The sequence below is a fragment of the Anaerobacillus sp. ABA4_114 genome (assembly GCF_056159065.1).
The window spans coordinates 2,100,699-2,117,667 of sequence record NZ_JBSWUM010000001.1 but is presented as its reverse complement, the minus strand read 5'-3'; the positions used below and the strand labels follow the sequence as shown (position 1 = coordinate 2,117,667).

16 protein-coding genes and 1 pseudogene are annotated in these 16,969 nt (G+C 39.7%); 15 read left to right on the top strand and 2 right to left on the bottom strand.

Translation table 11 applies throughout. The features are described from left to right. Positions 1–45: 45 nt before the first annotated feature. Complete coding sequence (locus tag ACXAEY_RS10620; RefSeq protein WP_474811913.1) at positions 46–840, top strand: thymidylate synthase; 795 nt, start codon at positions 46–48, stop codon at positions 838–840. After that, positions 831–1,322 (top strand): annotated as a pseudogene (locus ACXAEY_RS10615) (dihydrofolate reductase); the annotation flags it as partial. The gene ACXAEY_RS10620 and the pseudogene ACXAEY_RS10615, both read left to right, overlap by 10 nt. A 40-nt stretch (positions 1,323–1,362) precedes the next feature. On the opposite strand, the gene ACXAEY_RS10610 reads toward ACXAEY_RS10615, so the two are convergent. Next, on the bottom strand, positions 1,363–1,686 hold the full coding sequence (locus ACXAEY_RS10610; protein WP_270182079.1) for a 2Fe-2S iron-sulfur cluster-binding protein: 324 nt from the start codon (positions 1,684–1,686) through the stop codon (positions 1,363–1,365). Between the two features lie 169 nt (positions 1,687–1,855). Here ACXAEY_RS10610 and ACXAEY_RS10605 point away from each other — a divergent pair, with 169 nt between their 5' ends. The 9 genes from ACXAEY_RS10605 (at position 1,856) to ACXAEY_RS10565 (ending at position 11,931) form a co-directional block, all read left to right on the top strand. Continuing rightward, positions 1,856–2,263, top strand: a complete 408-nt coding sequence (locus tag ACXAEY_RS10605) for a DUF2203 family protein (protein ID WP_474811911.1) — start codon at positions 1,856–1,858, stop codon at positions 2,261–2,263. Between the two features lie 403 nt (positions 2,264–2,666). Next, positions 2,667–4,553, top strand: coding sequence for an ABC-F family ATP-binding cassette domain-containing protein (locus ACXAEY_RS10600; RefSeq protein ID WP_474811909.1), 1,887 nt, complete (start codon positions 2,667–2,669; stop codon positions 4,551–4,553). 103 nt (positions 4,554–4,656) lie between these two features. Further along, positions 4,657–5,478, top strand: coding sequence for a M55 family metallopeptidase (locus tag ACXAEY_RS10595; protein WP_474811907.1), 822 nt, complete (start codon positions 4,657–4,659; stop codon positions 5,476–5,478). 15 nt (positions 5,479–5,493) lie between these two features. Next, on the top strand, positions 5,494–6,423 hold the full coding sequence (locus tag ACXAEY_RS10590) for an ABC transporter permease (protein ID WP_270182083.1): 930 nt from the start codon (positions 5,494–5,496) through the stop codon (positions 6,421–6,423). Positions 6,424–6,425: 2 nt separating this feature from the next. Then, positions 6,426–7,376: an ABC transporter permease gene (locus ACXAEY_RS10585; RefSeq protein WP_474811904.1), complete on the top strand. Its 951-nt coding sequence runs from the start codon at positions 6,426–6,428 to the stop codon at positions 7,374–7,376. A 61-nt stretch (positions 7,377–7,437) separates the two neighbouring features. After that, a complete protein-coding gene (locus tag ACXAEY_RS10580) occupies positions 7,438–9,069 on the top strand; it encodes a peptide ABC transporter substrate-binding protein (protein ID WP_270182085.1) in 1,632 nt (543 codons plus the stop codon). A gap of 78 nt (positions 9,070–9,147) precedes the next feature. Next, positions 9,148–10,248: a dipeptide epimerase gene (locus tag ACXAEY_RS10575; RefSeq protein ID WP_474811902.1), complete on the top strand. Its 1,101-nt coding sequence runs from the start codon at positions 9,148–9,150 to the stop codon at positions 10,246–10,248. Beyond that, positions 10,235–11,137, top strand: coding sequence for a C40 family peptidase (locus tag ACXAEY_RS10570; RefSeq protein ID WP_474811900.1), 903 nt, complete (start codon positions 10,235–10,237; stop codon positions 11,135–11,137). The genes ACXAEY_RS10575 and ACXAEY_RS10570 overlap by 14 nt, the downstream gene beginning before the upstream one ends. Further along, the gene (locus ACXAEY_RS10565; protein ID WP_474811898.1) at positions 11,137–11,931 is read left to right on the top strand and encodes a serine hydrolase; all 795 of its coding nucleotides are present in this window, start codon (positions 11,137–11,139) and stop codon (positions 11,929–11,931) included. Before ACXAEY_RS10570 ends, ACXAEY_RS10565 begins: the two co-directional genes overlap by 1 nt. Before the next feature lie 40 nt (positions 11,932–11,971). On the opposite strand, the gene ACXAEY_RS10560 is transcribed toward ACXAEY_RS10565, so the two are convergent. Continuing rightward, complete coding sequence (locus tag ACXAEY_RS10560) at positions 11,972–12,469, bottom strand: L,D-transpeptidase family protein (protein WP_474814797.1); 498 nt, start codon at positions 12,467–12,469, stop codon at positions 11,972–11,974. Between the two features lie 42 nt (positions 12,470–12,511). Between ACXAEY_RS10560 and ACXAEY_RS10555 the strand changes: the two genes are divergently transcribed. The 4 genes from ACXAEY_RS10555 to ACXAEY_RS10540 all read left to right on the top strand — a co-directional run bounded on the left by ACXAEY_RS10555 (position 12,512) and on the right by ACXAEY_RS10540 (position 16,895). Beyond that, positions 12,512–13,030, top strand: coding sequence for a metallophosphoesterase family protein (locus ACXAEY_RS10555; protein ID WP_474811896.1), 519 nt, complete (start codon positions 12,512–12,514; stop codon positions 13,028–13,030). 83 nt (positions 13,031–13,113) lie between these two features. Next, complete coding sequence (locus ACXAEY_RS10550; RefSeq protein ID WP_474811894.1) at positions 13,114–14,619, top strand: phytoene desaturase family protein; 1,506 nt, start codon at positions 13,114–13,116, stop codon at positions 14,617–14,619. Further along, entirely contained in the window at positions 14,616–16,052 is a 1,437-nt protein-coding gene (locus tag ACXAEY_RS10545) for a phytoene desaturase family protein (protein ID WP_474811892.1), read from the top strand. The genes ACXAEY_RS10550 and ACXAEY_RS10545 overlap by 4 nt, the downstream gene beginning before the upstream one ends. Positions 16,053–16,058: 6 nt before the next feature. Further along, the gene (locus ACXAEY_RS10540) at positions 16,059–16,895 is read left to right on the top strand and encodes a phytoene/squalene synthase family protein (protein WP_270182092.1); all 837 of its coding nucleotides are present in this window, start codon (positions 16,059–16,061) and stop codon (positions 16,893–16,895) included. Positions 16,896–16,969 lie beyond the last annotated feature (74 nt).

The following is a 16,969-nucleotide window of genomic DNA, read 5'->3' as shown; positions in this document are numbered from 1 at the left end:
CAGTGGTACAATAACTATTAGCAAATGTTTGGGAGGGAAGCATAGATGAAAACATACTTACAATTATGCGAAGAAATACTACATAACGGCACAAAGAAGTCTGATCGAACGGGTACTGGTACTATTAGCGTTTTTGGTCACCAGATGAGATTCGATTTGCAAGAAGGCTTTCCTGCGTTAACTACGAAAAAGCTTCATTTACGATCGATTATCCATGAATTACTGTGGTTCATTAATGGAGATACCAATGTAAAATATCTTCGAGATAATGGCGTCCGCATTTGGAACGAATGGGCGGATGAAAATGGAGAACTAGGACCTGTATACGGTCACCAGTGGAGGTCTTGGACTGGAGCTGATGGTGAAACGGTAGATCAACTTCAAAACGTAATCGATCAAATTAAAACGAATCCTAATTCTAGACGAATGATCGTTACGGCATGGAATCCTTCACAAGTGGATGAGATGGCGCTTCCTCCATGTCATTGTCTCTTTCAATTTTATGTAGCTGATGGAAAACTTTCATGTCAGCTCTATCAGCGCTCAGCAGATGTCTTTCTTGGCGTACCATTCAACATCGCATCCTACGCCTTACTCACGATGATGATGGCGCAGGTATGTGATTTAGAGCCTGGAGAATTCATCCATACTCTTGGAGATGCACACATTTACAATAATCACCTAGAGCAGGTTGAATTACAGTTAACAAGAGATCCAAGACCATTACCTAAAATGAAAATTAACCCTGAAGTTAAATCATTATTCGACTTTTCATTTGAAGACTTTGAACTTACAGAATATGATCCGCATCCACACATAAAGGGAGAGGTATCTGTATGATTTCTTTTTTACTTGCAATGGATGAAAATCATTTGATCGGTAAGAACAATGATTTGCCGTGGCATCTACCAGCTGATCTTGCATACTTTAAAAAAATGACGCTGCAAAAATCAATCGTAATGGGTAGGAAAACGTTTGAATCCATTGGGAAGCCTCTACCAGGAAGAGAAAGTTACGTGATTACAAGGCGTGAGCTTTCCATCAAAAACGTAACAATTCTACATTCTATCGAAGAATTTTTAAAAATGGCTGAAGAAGATAATGAAAAGGAATGGTTTGTAATCGGAGGTGCTGAGATTTACCGTCAGCTCTTGCCTTACGCCGATCGGCTTTACATCACAGAAATTCATAATGAATTTCAAGGCGATGCATACTTCACTGATTTAAAGAGTGAGGATTGGGTTGAGAAATCTAGAGATATAAATAAGAAGGATGAGAAGAATCCTTACGATTATGATTTTGTTATTTATGAAAGAAGATAAAAAGCGAAACGCCGGTTCCTACGAACCGGCGTTTTACTCTTTATTTCTCTGGGCGAGGACCAGGGTCATCAAGACCCGAGCTTTCGATCGTCATAGCTGGCTTAACTTCACAGTCACCGTTTACTCGGACTTGACATGAGAGGCGTAGGTTCTCTTCTACACCCTTTCTCTTAAAAGCTTCTTTTTCGATATCAGTAAGTTCTCCAAAATCGCCATCTAGCACTTCAACGCGACACGTTGTGCATTTAGCTTTACCACCACATCGATGAAGAATATGTACATCGTTGTCTTCAAGCGCAAGTGTTAGCTTCGTTCCTTCCTCTACATCAAATGTTCCATAATCTGGTACAGTAACTTTTGCCAAGAGAAATTCCTCCTTATTTTATAATGTTCCCCTCACTATCCATCATAGCGGATTTGTAGAGCTATTTATAGGGTTTACAACAAAAAGCAAAAATACGTCGAATTATGCTTAAAGATGTCAAGTAAGGGTAAATACATACTATTGAATAATCGGATGGAGGAGAACTCACATGAACAAGAGATATTTTACAGAGCACGAAGCGAATGAGACGATTCCTAAAGTAAAGCGAGAGCTGGCAGGTCTTAAGAGCGTGACTCAATCTTTTGGTGAACAGTATGAACAGCTAGAGCAGCATAAGAAAACCTTGTTATATCGTCACAAAACAAAAGTAGATGAAGATATTCTATTCAAAAAAGAGTCTAGAATGGAATTTATGGAATTAGAGGCTCAGACGTTTATTAGAAACTTACTCAGTTTGGGAGTGAAGATCATCGATATCAAAAATGGTTTGATTGCATTCCCAGCTGTTTTAAACGGTGAAGAGGTGGAGCTTTATTGGAAAGAAGGACAGGAAAACGTGACGCTTAACCCTCAGGTATCGTTGCTAGAACGATCGAAGGAAGACGACCGTGTTTGAGGGTTTCTTATTTTAAATTTCACATACCGTACTAAGTATAAGAATATAACATTCAGAACACCTTATTACTAGTGGAGGTGAAGACGAATGAAAAATCCAAAACAAGCTCATAAGCATGAAACTGAGTTTGCAAGTGAACTTTCTGCTGACCAAAACAACAACAAAAAACATAAAAAAAACAAGAAGCAAAAAAAGAACGCGTAAGCAATACTAAAAGAAGGCTGTCGAGAGAATCTCGAGAGCCTTTCGCTATGCAATATGACAGACCGTGACTTTCAATTCACAGTACGAGAGAGTGATGAGCAACTCACACTTCATCCAGTGATTGTTGTGAATTAGTTCCTTTCTAAAGACAAAAAGGGTAAAATAGAAAGCAGACTATAGAGAGAAAAGGATGAGTGTCATGAGCTTGCTTCAGGCTGAGAATATTACCAAATCTTATGGAGAAAAAACTCTTTTCGATGAAATATCTTTTTCATTAGAAGAACGACAGAGGATTGGTTTAATAGGCGTAAATGGAACGGGAAAATCATCGCTTCTTAAAATCTTAGCTGGGCTCGAATCAGCAGACAGTGGGAGTTTATTTCATGCAAATTCATTTCAAGTGGAATATCTTCCACAAGATCCAGTTTTTCATGAAGGAAAAACGATTCTTGAAACGGTTTTTGACAGTGATATACCATTGTTTAATGCAGTTAGGAACTATGAAGTAGCACTTCAAAACGTAACTGATAATCCAGAAAATACAGGTTACCAAGAGCGTCTTCTTACGGCTCAAGAGGAAATGGATCGATTGGATGCATGGGATTTTAGTACGAAAGCGAAGACGATCCTTACAAAGCTTGGATTAACGAAATTTGAATCTAATGTGAATACACTATCTGGTGGGCAACAAAAACGAGTGGCTTTAGCAAAAGCTTTTATTCAACCAGCAGATTTATTGATTTTAGATGAACCAACAAACCATATCGACCACGATACGGTCGAGTGGTTAGAACAATACCTTTCTACATATTCAGGAACACTGTTGTTGGTAACACATGATCGATATTTTCTAAATCGTGTTACGAACCGTATTTTTGAGCTTGATAAGGGACGTTTGTTTGAATATGGAGGGAATTACGAAACATTCTTAGAACAAAAAGCTTTACGAGAAGCAAGAGAACAAAAAGAAGCTCATAAACAAAACAAATTGCTACAAAGCGAATTAGAATGGTTAAAACGCGGGGCAAAAGCTAGAACCACGAAACAAAAAGCGAGAAAGCAGCGAATTGAGACCATGCAGGAAGCACCAGAACATAAGACTGACGGTAACGTTGAAATGGCGATTGGTTCTAGCCGACTAGGGAAGAAAGTTATCGAAGCAGAAGATGTTACTAAAATGTTCAACGATCATTATATTACAAACGATTTTAGCTACCTTGTTCTTCCTCAAGATCGCATCGGAATCATTGGCGCTAACGGGTCTGGTAAAACAACGTTGTTAAACATGCTAGCGGGACGGATAAAACCAGATAGCGGCACAATTGATATTGGAACAACTGTTAAGATCGGTTTTTACACTCAGCAAAACGAAGGACTAGATGAATCTTTAAGAGTGATTGAATACATTCGAGAAGGGGGCGAACAAATACGCCTTCAAAAAGGTGGGAGTATCACTGCCTCACAAATGCTAGAACGCTTCCTTTTCTCACCAGAGCTGCAGTGGACGTACGTATCCAGGCTTTCTGGTGGAGAGAAAAGAAGACTCTACTTGCTTCGAATCTTGATGGAAGAGCCTAACGTTCTTTTCTTAGATGAGCCAACAAATGACCTCGATGTACAAACACTTTCAGTATTAGAGGATTATTTGTCCGATTTTCCTGGCGCGGTTATTACGGTTTCGCACGATCGATACTTTTTAGATAAAGTTGCAGAACAGCTTTTTGTATTTGAAGGAAACGGTGTGATCGATCACTATTATGGTTCATACACTGACTATTTAGATGTGAAGAAAAGAGAAAAAGAGCTTGAAGCTGAAGAAAAGAAGGTTGCAACCACCAAAGTAGTAGAGAAAGAGGACAAACCGAAGAAAAATAAGATGTCCTATAACGAAAAGAAAGAATGGGAGACCATTCAACAAACGATTGAAGAAATCGAATTGAAGATTGAGAACGTAAAGGAAGAAATCACAAAATCCGGCAGCGACTTTGAGAAAGTAGATACATTATACAAAGAAGAGCAAGCCTTAACGATGGAGCTAGAAGAAAAAATTGAACGCTGGTCGGAACTATCTGAAAAGATCGAGTAAAGAGAACCACCTGGAAACAGGTGGTTTTTTCTTTTTAGTAAATTTTGAGAATTCGTGATATAATTATTCAGAAAGTTGAGAATTGAGTGGAAGGAGGGAAAGAGTGAAGCTATATTTATCAGTCGATATGGAAGGGATTTCTGGGATCGTAGATGATACGTTTGTGGATTCATCTAAACATAATTATCGTCGCGGCCAAGAGTTGATGACGCAAGAAACAAACCACGTAATTGAGGCTGCTCTAGCAAGTAGAGTGGAAGACGTGATTGTAAACGACAGTCATTCCAAGATGAACAACCTTTTAGTAGAAAAGCTACATGAAGATGCAAAACTTATTTCTGGAGATGTAAAACCGTTTTCGATGGTTGAAGGATTAGACCATACATATGACGGGGCAGGATTCATAGGCTACCATGCTCGGGCATCATTAAAAGGAATCATGTCTCATTCAATGATACATGCAGTAAAAAATTTCTATATTGATGACATAACCGTTGGAGAACTAGGGTTGAATGCGTTCGTAGCTGGGTACTACGGCGTTCCTGTTTTATTAGTAGCTGGAGATGACAGAGCGACTGCAGAAGCAGAAGCGCTTATTCCAAACGTTATCACTGTTACAGTAAAAGAATCGATTTCGCGTTCATCTGGATTAGTTCCATCACCCAACAAAACTGGCAAACTACTAAGGGAGCAAACGACTGCTGCCATCGAAAGTCGTCATCGAGTAGATCCTTTAGTTCCTCCAAAGAAACCGATCTTCCGTATCGAATTTACGAATTATGGACAGGCCGAATGGGCGAGTATCATGCCAGGAGCTGAGATTGAAACTGGTACAACAGTAAAGTTTCAGGCAAAAGATATGTTAGAAGCCTACCAAGCTATGCTTGTCATGACAGAACTAGCATCAAGAACGACATTTAGTTAGAAAGTAGGGATTTTATTGGCGAAATACGTTGCAAATCGATTATTCGCCATGCTAATTACACTGTGGATTATCGTGACGATTACATTCTTTTTAATGCATGCCATTCCTGGATCACCATTTAACCAGGAACGTAATACTAGCGAAGCTGTTCAACGAAATCTTGAAGCACACTACCATTTGAATGAACCAGTATTCGTTCAATACTTTATCTATTTAAAATCACTTGCAACGTTAGACTTTGGACCTTCTATCAAACAATCATCAACTTCTGTAAATGAGATGATTGGTAGGGGATTCCCTGTTTCAGCGGAGTTAGGAATGCTGTCATTAGCGATTGCAGTTATTTCGGGAGTGATCCTCGGGATATTTGCTGCTTTAAAGCATAATGGCACGATCGATTACATAGCAATGACGTTTGCAGTTATAGGGATATCCGTTCCAAACTTTATAATGGCTACATTACTCATTCAACAGTTAGCTGTAAACTGGGAGATCTTCCCTGTGGCCACTTGGTCTTCACCAATGCATATGGTGCTTCCTGCAGTTGCGCTTGCTACAGGTCCTATGGCGATCATTGCTCGTTTAACCCGGTCGAGCATGATAGAGGTTTTGAATCAAGATTATATACTGACAGCAAAAGCAAAAGGAATGTCAACGTATCAGATCGTAATCAAGCATGCGATGAGGAATGCACTACTACCTGTCATCACGATTTTAGGTACGCTAGTCGCAGGTGTACTGACAGGAAGCTTTGTTATCGAGAAAATTTTTGCAATTCCAGGTATGGGTAAATACTTTATCAATGGGATTAATGATCGAGATTACCCAGTTATCATGGGAACAACGGTGTTTTATAGTGCGTTTTTAATCATGATGTTATTTATCGTAGATATCGCTTACGGCATTCTCGATCCTAGAATTAAGCTTCACAAGAGGGGGAATTAGAGATGTCGTTACCAGAAAAAACAAACAAAGGTACGCCCTATACACCTGACGACTTGTTCGTGCCTCTTGAAAACTCTTCATACGATGTCGATCATATTGCAAAGCCGTCTGTCTCTTATTGGAAGGATGCATGGATTCGCTTAAGACAAAACAAGTTATCGATGGCAGGATTAATCGTATTGATCCTATTAATCTTGATGGCCGTATTTGGACCGATCATCTCACCTTATTCGTATGACCATCAAGTTCTTACGAATGGGAACCAGGCACCATCTTCCGAACATTGGTTTGGCACCGACAACCTTGGCAGGGACATGTTTACACGAACATGGAATGGAGCAAGAATATCGTTGTTTGTAGGGTTTATGGCTGCATTTATCGATTTCATTATTGGTGTAGCTTACGGTGGCTTTTCAGGATACAAAGGTGGACGCGTAGATAATTTTATGATGAGAATCATCGAAATCCTTTATGGTCTTCCATATCTCTTGATGGTTATTCTACTGATGGTCGTGATGGGACCAGGATTATTTACTATTATCGTGGCTTTGACCGTTACAGGATGGGTCGGAATGGCGAGGATCGTTCGAGGACAAGTATTGCAGTTAAAAAACTCTGAACATGTTCTAGCATCTCGAACGTTTGGAGCTAGTGCAGGTCGTGTTATCAGGAAGAACCTGCTTCCAAATACAATGGGACCGATCATTGTACAAATGACCTTAACTGTTCCTACAGCAATATTTGCCGAAGCCTTCCTGAGTTTTCTTGGGCTTGGCGTTCAAGCTCCAATTGCTAGCTGGGGAGTCATGGCGAATGACGGACTATCTGCCATACTGTCAGGACATTGGTGGAGATTATTCTTTCCTGCGTTTTTCATTTCATTAACGATGTTTGCTTTTAACGTTTTAGGAGATGGATTACAGGATGCATTAGATCCAAAGCTTAGAAAATAATAGGATAGTAGAGTGCTCATTATGAGCGACTTTTCTATAAACTAGTTTAGGGGGAAACGAAATGAAAAAAATAGTCACCATGTTTCTTTCGCTTCTTCTTCTTATTGGAATTGTAGGCTGTACAACAACGCAAGACAGCTCTAGTAATTCGAATAGTGGAAGTGAAGGAGATAGCCAAGAACAAAGCTCAAAAATTCTTAAATTAAACAATGGAGCAGAGCCTACGTCATTTGATCCACCGATCGGGTTTGATAGTGTATCATGGAATGCACTGAATAACTTGATGGAGGGTATGACGAGGCTCGATGATAATGATGAGCCACAACCGGCTACTGCAAAAGAGTGGGACGTTTCAGAAGATGGAAAAACCTATACGTTCAACATTAGAGAAGACGCAAGTTGGTCGAATGGGGAGCCTGTAACTGCACAAGATTTCGAGTTTGCGTGGAAACGACTTGCTAACCCAGATACAGCATCACCAGCTGCTTTTCTCGCTTACTTTATTGAAGGAGCAGAAGCTTACAATACTGGCGAAGGTTCCGCTGAAGATATGATGGTAACAGCCGTTGATGAAAAAACACTTGAAGTACAACTTACTAGCCCTGTTGGGTTCTTTCCAACTTTAATTTCAAACCCTGCTTTCTTCCCTGTTCATAAAGAAACAGTAGAACAAAACCCTGAATGGCATACAGAAGCAGATAGCTATGTAAGTAATGGTCCATTCAAACTTTCAAAATGGACTCATGAAACGGAGTTTGTTTTCGAGAAGAACGAAGAATATTGGGACGCAGAAAGTGTAAACCTTGACGAAGTTCATTGGGCGATGGTCGATGATACAAATACTGAGTATCAAATGTATAAGACAGGAGATCTTCATACATCTGACGTACCTGCAGACTTGAGTGAACAGTTATTCGACGAAGGAAAAGCACAAGTAGAAGACCAGTCTGGAACGTACTTTTATCGCTTTAATACTGAAATGGAACCGTTCCAAAATGCAAACATTCGTAAAGCATTCGCAATGGCTGTCGATCAGCAGCAAATTGTAGAATTCGTAACAAAAGGACAAGAAAAACCAGCTAAAGGATTTGTTGCATACGGATTTGAAGACCCATCAGGAGGAGATTTTAGAGAAGTCGGAGGAGATCTAGTTTCTACCGATGCAGCAAAAGCGAAAGAACTGCTTGAAAAAGGAATGGAAGAAGAAGGGTATGACACACTTCCTGCTGTAACACTTACTTATAATACGAGTGATTCTCATAAGAAGATTGCTGAAACACTTCAACAAATGTATAAAGAATCGCTAGGAGTCGATGTGGAGCTTGCGAACCAGGAATGGAACGTCTTCTCAACAGAGCAGAAAGCATTAAAACTGCAATTCTCCCGTAGTTCGTTCCTTGCTGACTACGCTGATCCAATTAACTTCTTAGAAAGCTTCCAAACTGGGCATTCTATGAATCGAACTGGGTGGAGCAATGACGAGTTTGATAGCTTGATCGAACAAGCAAAGAATGAAACAGATGAAGAAAAGCGATTTGAATTGATGCACGAAGCAGAATCGATTTTATTCGATGAAATGCCAATTTTCCCAATTCACTTCTACAATCATGTTTATTTACAAAGTGAAGATGTAACAGGAATCGTTAGACACCCTGTTGGTTATATGGAGCTTAAAACGGCAGATATCAAATAGTTTAAAGAGCCGGGTGCGTTTGCGCCCTGGCTCTTTCTTATGAAGTTGCAGACAATCATATGCAAGGAGAGAATCGTGATGAAAATAACTAATATCGAAACATTTGCTGTACGTGCACAATTAAAAAAACCTTTTAAAACAGCACTTCGAACGGTTACTACAGCAGAATCTGTCATTGTGAAAGTTACGGCAGAAGATGTAATTGGCTGGGGAGAAGCACCACCTACCGTTGCGATCACAGGTGAAAGTAAGGAAAGTGTGATTTCATCGATAAACAATCATATTTCACCTAAATTGATTGGATTAGAGTTATCTTCTTACGAGACCATCTTTAAAGTCTTGCACACTTCTTTAGTAAGAAATACAAGTGCAAAGGCTGCTGTTGATATGGCTATTTATGACCTTCTTGCGAAACAGTCCAATCTACCTCTCTATCAATATCTAGGCGGGTTTCGAGATTTGCTTGAAACAGACTACACAGTAAGCGTGAATTCTCCTGAAGAGATGGGAGATGATGCCTCTAAATATGTAAGTGAGGGTTTTAACATATTAAAAGTAAAAGTAGGCAAGGATACGATCGAACGTGACTTAGAAAGGATTAAAGAGGTACAAAATCGCACAGGTAATAAGGCAAGTATCAGATTAGACGCCAATCAAGGCTGGACAGCTAAAGAAGCGATTTACGCGATAACGAAATTAGAGCAAGAAGGAATTAATCTCGATCTTGTTGAACAACCTGTTCCTGCCCATGACATCGAAGGGCTTAAAAGAGTGACGGATTCTGTGAATACTCCAATCATGGCTGATGAGAGCGTTTTTTCAGCGCGAGATGCGTTACAGGTAGTTTCGATCCGTGCAGCTGACTTGATTAATATTAAGCTAATGAAAGCAGGTGGAATCCATCAAGCTTTAAAGATAAATGCCATAGCGGAGAGCGCTGGGATAGAGTGTATGGTTGGAAGTATGATCGAATCAAAACTAGGAATTACTGCAGCGGCTCACTTTGCTGCAAGTCAGAAAAATATTACGCGTTTCGATTTTGATGCCCCCCTAATGTTTAAAGAAGAGAATGTTGATGGAGGGGTAGCGTACAACAAAAGTATGATAACATTTAACTCATACACAGGATTAGGTATACATTCAGTTAAACAAGGGGGTTTACAAATTGGAATTAACTAGAAAAACAGTAAGTGTTACAGTAGCCACTTTGTGGTCTAATCCGGAAAGCGCTAGAACCGTGGATGAAAAAGCGATACATAACCCAGTAGATCTAGAAGGATGGTTAGATCAACTTTCCTATTCATCGAGCCTTGCACTATGCGATGAAAACCGAGTTCAATCTCAGGTCCTTTATGGGGATGAGGTATTGATTTTAGAAGAAAAAAATGACTGGTCTCATGTTATCGTTCCTTCTCAGCCATCATCGAAGGATCCAAGAGGCTACCCAGGCTGGATTCCTACAGAGCAACTATCAGAAGAAATTTATGATGGCGATGGAGTCTATGTATCAATAATAAAACATGGTGCTGCGGTAACCAATCAAGGTGATGATACGATGCATCTAAGCTATCAAACGAGACTTCCTCTAATTGATCACACTATTGATGAATATAGAGTTTGGACACCACATGGTGATAGTTTGATCAAAAAGGAGCACTCAGAATTAGTTGAAGTAAATGGTGATGTTGGAAATGGAGATGAGCTAGTAAAAAACGCAGAAAAATTTATTGGACTTCTTTATCTCTGGGGAGGGATGTCCTCTTATGGCTATGATTGTTCAGGTTTTAGTTATAACATGGCACGTTCGATCGGTTGCACCATCCCAAGAGACGCTCATGATCAGATGAAGTCAGGTGAGCACGTACAGGATGGAAATTGGGATGTGGGAGACTTATTATTCTTCGCTTATGAGAAAGGAAAAGGGAGCGTTCACCATGTCGGGATGTATTATGGTGATGGAAAGATGATTCACTCTCCAAGTACAGGCCGCATAATCGAAATAACACCATTAAAGGGAACGATCTACGAAGAGGAGCTCTGTGGTGTTAGGAGATATTGGGGAAATTGATGTTAGATTTCAGTATGATCTCAAACAAAGTAAAAGACTGTTTCATTGGTCTTGAAGGTAATCATTCAATTCTTATCAAAGGTCCAGATGGTGATATCACATTACAATCCGAACAGCCTGTATCATCTGCTAGCATAATAAAAATCCCTATTATGATTGAAGCATTATATCAAGCAGAAAATGGACGGATTCATTTAGACGATACGATCATGGTAGAGAACCATAATTGTGTTCAGGGATCAGGGGTGCTATCTCACCTTTCTATACAGGATGGATGGAAGGTTTCGGATCTTATCATATTGATGATCATCTCCTCTGATAATACAGCAACAAATCAGTTGATCGATCTACTAGGGATTTCCTCTATCAACAGTACGATGAGAAAATTAGGGTGTTACCATTCTACATTGATGAGAAAGATGATGGATCATGAATCTCTGAAATTAGGAAAAGACAATTTGATGTGTGCTAGCGACACAGTGACATTGTTACACGCAATTCATTCTGGTAACATGCTATCAAATGAGTCTAAAGAATGGGCATTATCAGTATTAACAAAACAACAATTTCAAGATAAGTTTCCTTCAAAGATTTCTCATCTTTCAGAAGGGGAACTCGCTCATAAAACAGGCGAATTAGAAGGAATCGAGCATGATGTAGGAATATTATTCACTCAGCATGGCCCTGTTTTCTACGCGTTTTTAACAGCTGGACTGATAGAAAATCGATATGGAAGAGACGCGATCGCAAATGCAGGCAGATTGCTATACGATTACTATAGTGAAAAAGTATAATAAACGAAGAGACACCGTCAAATCGACGGTGTCTCTTCGTTTAAGTACCTATTTCTACTCGCGTTCCAATAGGAACCGTTCTAGAAAGCTCTTCAACGTCTTCATTATACATTCGGATACATCCTCTAGATACATAGTTACCTATTGATGAAGGGTCGTTGGTACCATGTATACCATAGTGTTTTTTTGAAATGCTCATCCACATCGTACCATATGGCCCACCTGGATTAGGCGCTTTATTGATGATGATGTACAAACCTTTTGGGGTTTCATGAAGCATACGACCGACACCAACAGGGTATACCTTTACAATGGCACCATTTTTGTAAAGTGATAGTTTACGGGTAGAGAGTGATACATAAATCGTATAGGGAATAGTAGAAGGATCAGGATACCCAGGAATCAAGATGATTTGACCTGGATAGATAAGGTTAGGATTAGGCAAAGTATTTACTTGTAATATTTCCCAAAGGGGGACGCGGTAATCTCCCGAGATGCTTGTTAGAGTTTCACCAGGACGAACAGTGTGCTTCAAGATAATTCACCTCTTGTAGGAATAGTCGACAAAGGAGCGAATGTATTGAATATCGTAATTATCGCAGACACTCATCTACCAAAGAAAAAGAAAAGCTTGCCTTTTAAACTTGTGAATGAGCTTGAAGATGCTGACTTCATCATCCACGCGGGTGACTGGCAAACAATCGATGTATACGAAGAATTAATACACTATGCGCCAACTTCAGGAGTATATGGGAACGTCGATGATAACCAGATTAAAGAAAAGTTCGATTTAAAAAACATCGTTGAGATAGGATCATTGCGAATCGGGATTACTCATGGACACGGACGTCGTAAAACAACTGAAAAACGTGCCGTGGAATTATTTGAAGGTGATGGGGTAGATATCGTCATCTTTGGTCATTCGCATATCCCTGTTCATAAAGAATATGATGGGAAAATCGTTTTTAATCCTGGCTCCCCAACCTATAAGCGAAGACAACCAAAGTATTCTTTTGGAAAACTAGAGTTATCAGAAGATGGGTGTTTCACACTTGAGCATGTATTTTTTGATGAAAGCGAATCGGAAGCATCGAAATAATTGAACAAATCTTCACGTAACTGTATAATGTTTGTATAACAATTGTACGACTTTTTGCGGATGAGCTGGAAGGGGAAGTTTTCATGAGTAAAAACAAAAGAGTCATTGTAATAGGTGCTGGGCCAGGCGGACTGACTGCAGCTATGTTATTAGCCAGTAAAGGATATGCAGTGACGATATATGAGAAACAATCATTTGTAGGAGGACGTACATCCTCGTTCGAGCGTCAGGGTTACGTATTCGATAGGGGTCCAACCTTTCTTAATATGCCGCATATACTAGAAGAAGTTTTTGAGCAATCAGGTCGTAATGTTCATGACTATATAGATTTAGTTGAAGTTGATCCTATGTATGAGTTGAAATTTGGTCATATGTCATTTTTCCCAACACGTAAGAGAGAAGAAATGGTCGAACAAATTGAAAACTTATTCCCTGGTAACGGTGAAGGGTATAGAACGTTTATGAAAGAAGAAAAAGAGAAGTTCGAGGCTCTTATGCCAATTTTACAAAACAAGCACGATTCGTTATTTGATTATGGAAGGTGGCGGTTTTTAAAAGCGTTACCTAAGCTTACCGTAACGGATAGCGTTTATGAACGCCTGTCCACATATTTTGATGATGAGCGTCTTCGCCTCTCGTTTACGTTCCAAGCGAAATATCTTGGTATGTCACCATGGGAGTGCCCTGGAGCGTTTACCATTTTATCGTATATGGAACATGAATATGGTATTTTCCACCCGATCGGAGGCGTGAACCAAATATGCAAAGCGATGGCAAGGGTCATCGAAGAAGAAGGCGGTTCCATCCATACCGGAAAAGCAGTTAAAAGCATTCTTATCGATGGATCAAGTGTACAAGGTGTTGAACTTGCAGATGGAAGAAAGGAATATGCTGACGAGGTTATCGTTAATGCTGATTTTGCACACGCCGTAAATCACTTATTTCCAGAAGGAAAAGGAAAAAGATACTCCCCTAAAAAGATGGAACGGAAGAAATATTCTTGTTCAGCATTCATGCTTTACCTAGGTGTTAACAAATCTTATGATTTATCACACCATACAGTTGTATTTTCTGGTGATTATAAGAAAAATGTCGAGGAAATCACTAAACAAAAAATGCTTTCAGAAGATCCTTCTATTTATATTCAGAATGCTAGCGTAACGGATAAAACGTTGGCACCTGAAGGGAAATCTTCTATCTATATTCTAGCTCCAGTCCCGAACAACTTTAGTTTAATAGATTGGGAGAAACATAAAGATGATTTCAGAAGGTTAGTATTAAACCAAATAAAAGAAAAAACAGGCTTTAACGATCTTGAAGATCATATTGAGGTAGAAGAAATGTACACACCTACTGATTGGGAGTACGACATGAACGTTTACAAAGGTGCGACGTTTAATCTTGCTCATAACCTCCCTCAGATGATGTTCTTCAGACCTCCAAACCAGTTTAAAGAATTCGAACACTGTTGGCTTGTAGGTGGTGGAACACACCCAGGAAGTGGTCTTCCTACGATTATGGAATCGGCAAGGATCACTACGAATCTTCTACATCAAGAAAACATCCAGCAAGAAAGGAGCGGCACATGAACATAGGAATTATTGGTGGCGGAATCGGTGGCATGTTGTCTGCTCTTATGCTTGCTAGAAAAGGGCACAACGTTACGATACACGAAAAAGCTAACGTTCTCGGTGGTAGACTCGCATTTGTTGAAAGGGAAGGCTTCAAGATCGACAAAGGACCAACGATCGTACTATTGCCAGAGATGATTTATGAGTTTCTAAAAAAAGCGGGAATTGATAGAGAAGAAGTAGAAATGATCCGCTGTGATCCACTTTATCGAATGATTTACCCTGATGGTTCTTCATTCACCAAAACGAGTGATATTCAAAATCAGGTAGATGAAATTAGATCGATGTTTCCTGGAGAGGAAGAAGGGTTTTTACGCTACCTAGATGATATGAGAGTAAGATTTAATAAAGGAAAAAAAGCTTTTCTAGAAAAGTCTTTTATTCATAAGAGAGAATTTTTTACTTTTAAAAATATGAAGCTCCTCTTAGAACTAAAAGCTCATCAAAACGTTCGCTCACAGGCTTCCCAATATTTCAAAGACGAGCGTTTACAGGATGCCTTCTCACTACAAACGCTATACATTGGTGGCGATCCTTCTGGATCTCCAGCGCTCTATTCACTAGTACCTTTTAGTGAGTACGAGCATGGTATCTGGTATATCAAAGGCGGGTATGCCAGCCTCATATCCCTATTAGAAAAACATATTCAAAAAGAAGGGATTACCGTTAACTTTGGCTCTGCAGTTGAAGAGTTGATAATAAATCAGAACGATTGTAAAGGATTCCGAGCCTTAGATGGTGAATTTTATTATGATAAGGTAGTTTTTAACGGTGATTTTCCAATGATTCATAATTTGATTAAAGCCGAGAAGCCACCGAAGAAAAAGTATACACCATCATCAGGTTGCTTGCTCCTTTATCTTGGACTCGACCGAATTTATGAAGAAGTCGATGTCCATCAATTTTTCATGACGGATGAGTTTAAAGCTCATATGAAAGACGTCTTCAAAAACCGATCGATTTCAAAGGATCCAGCGATCTACACGTTCCACCCTTCAAAAATAGACCATTCTCTTGCCCCTCCAGGTAAAGGTGTCCTCTATGCACTAATCCCGGTGCCTTCAGGTACTGCTACTAACTGGGAAGAAAAAGATTCATTAGCAAATGAAATCATCGGAGTACTAGAAGAAAGAGGCTTCCCACATTTGAAGGAAGCAATCGAATGGATGGAAATTCGGACCCCACTTGATGCAGAAGTGGAAGGATTATTTGAAGGGGGCAGTTTTGGAATAGCACCAACGTTAACACAGTCTGGTGCATTTCGTCCTCAGGTTAAACCATTAAATTACAAAAACCTATATGCTGTAGGAGCATCTGTACACCCAGGCGGTGGAATACCGATCGTGATGCAAGGTGCCGATCTCTTAGTAAAAGAAATAGAAAGGGTGTGAGTGAAAATGCTGGAGCAATCGTATAAACATTGTGAATCGATTATAAAACATCATTCAAAAACATTTTATAAAGCTTTTTCCTTGTTACCCTCAAACAAAAAGAAAGCAGTCTGGGCCGTTTATAGTTTTTGTAGGAGAGTCGATGATATTGTAGATGAAGGCACTGATCCAGAGAGAGAATTGACTGAGTTCAGATCTCAATTCGCTCGGTTTTTGAACGGTGAAAGATTGGTGAATGACCCTATGTGGATTGCTCTCCACGATGTTTTTCAAAAATTCAAGATGGACCATCAACCTTTTCAAGATATGATTGTAGGACAGGAGATGGATCTCTATAAATCTAGATACAAATCGTTGAGTGAACTTGAACATTATTCGTATCACGTTGCCAGTACCGTTGGTTTGATGCTTCTACCGATTTTAGCACCGAAAAAGGTTGAGTCACTTTCAGATGGCGCGGTTTCTTTAGGCATCGGGATGCAGATTACAAATATATTAAGAGACATTTCTGAAGATCTTGATCGAGATCGTATTTATATTCCGACCGATGAAATGAACGCTAGCGGTGTATCATCGGCAGATCTTTTTAATCGAAAGGTAACGCCAGAATTCATTGAATTGTGGGAGAAGCTTGCTGCTCGAGCGGAATATCACTATGAGAATGCTTTTGCTACGATCGACCTTTATCCTCTCGACGCCCGTCTCCCAGTTAAAAGTTCAGCACTTTTCTACCGAGCGATTCTGAAATCGATTCGAAAAAAAGAGTACAATGTATTTGATCAGCGCGCTTATGTGACAGATGACGAAAAAGAAGAACTATTATCTGCAATAAGTGGAAGTTAGATGGTAGAACCCTCACTGAAGACGTGAGGGTTTTTTGCTTGTTATATTCTCTTTATTCTGAAGATGGTAAACTT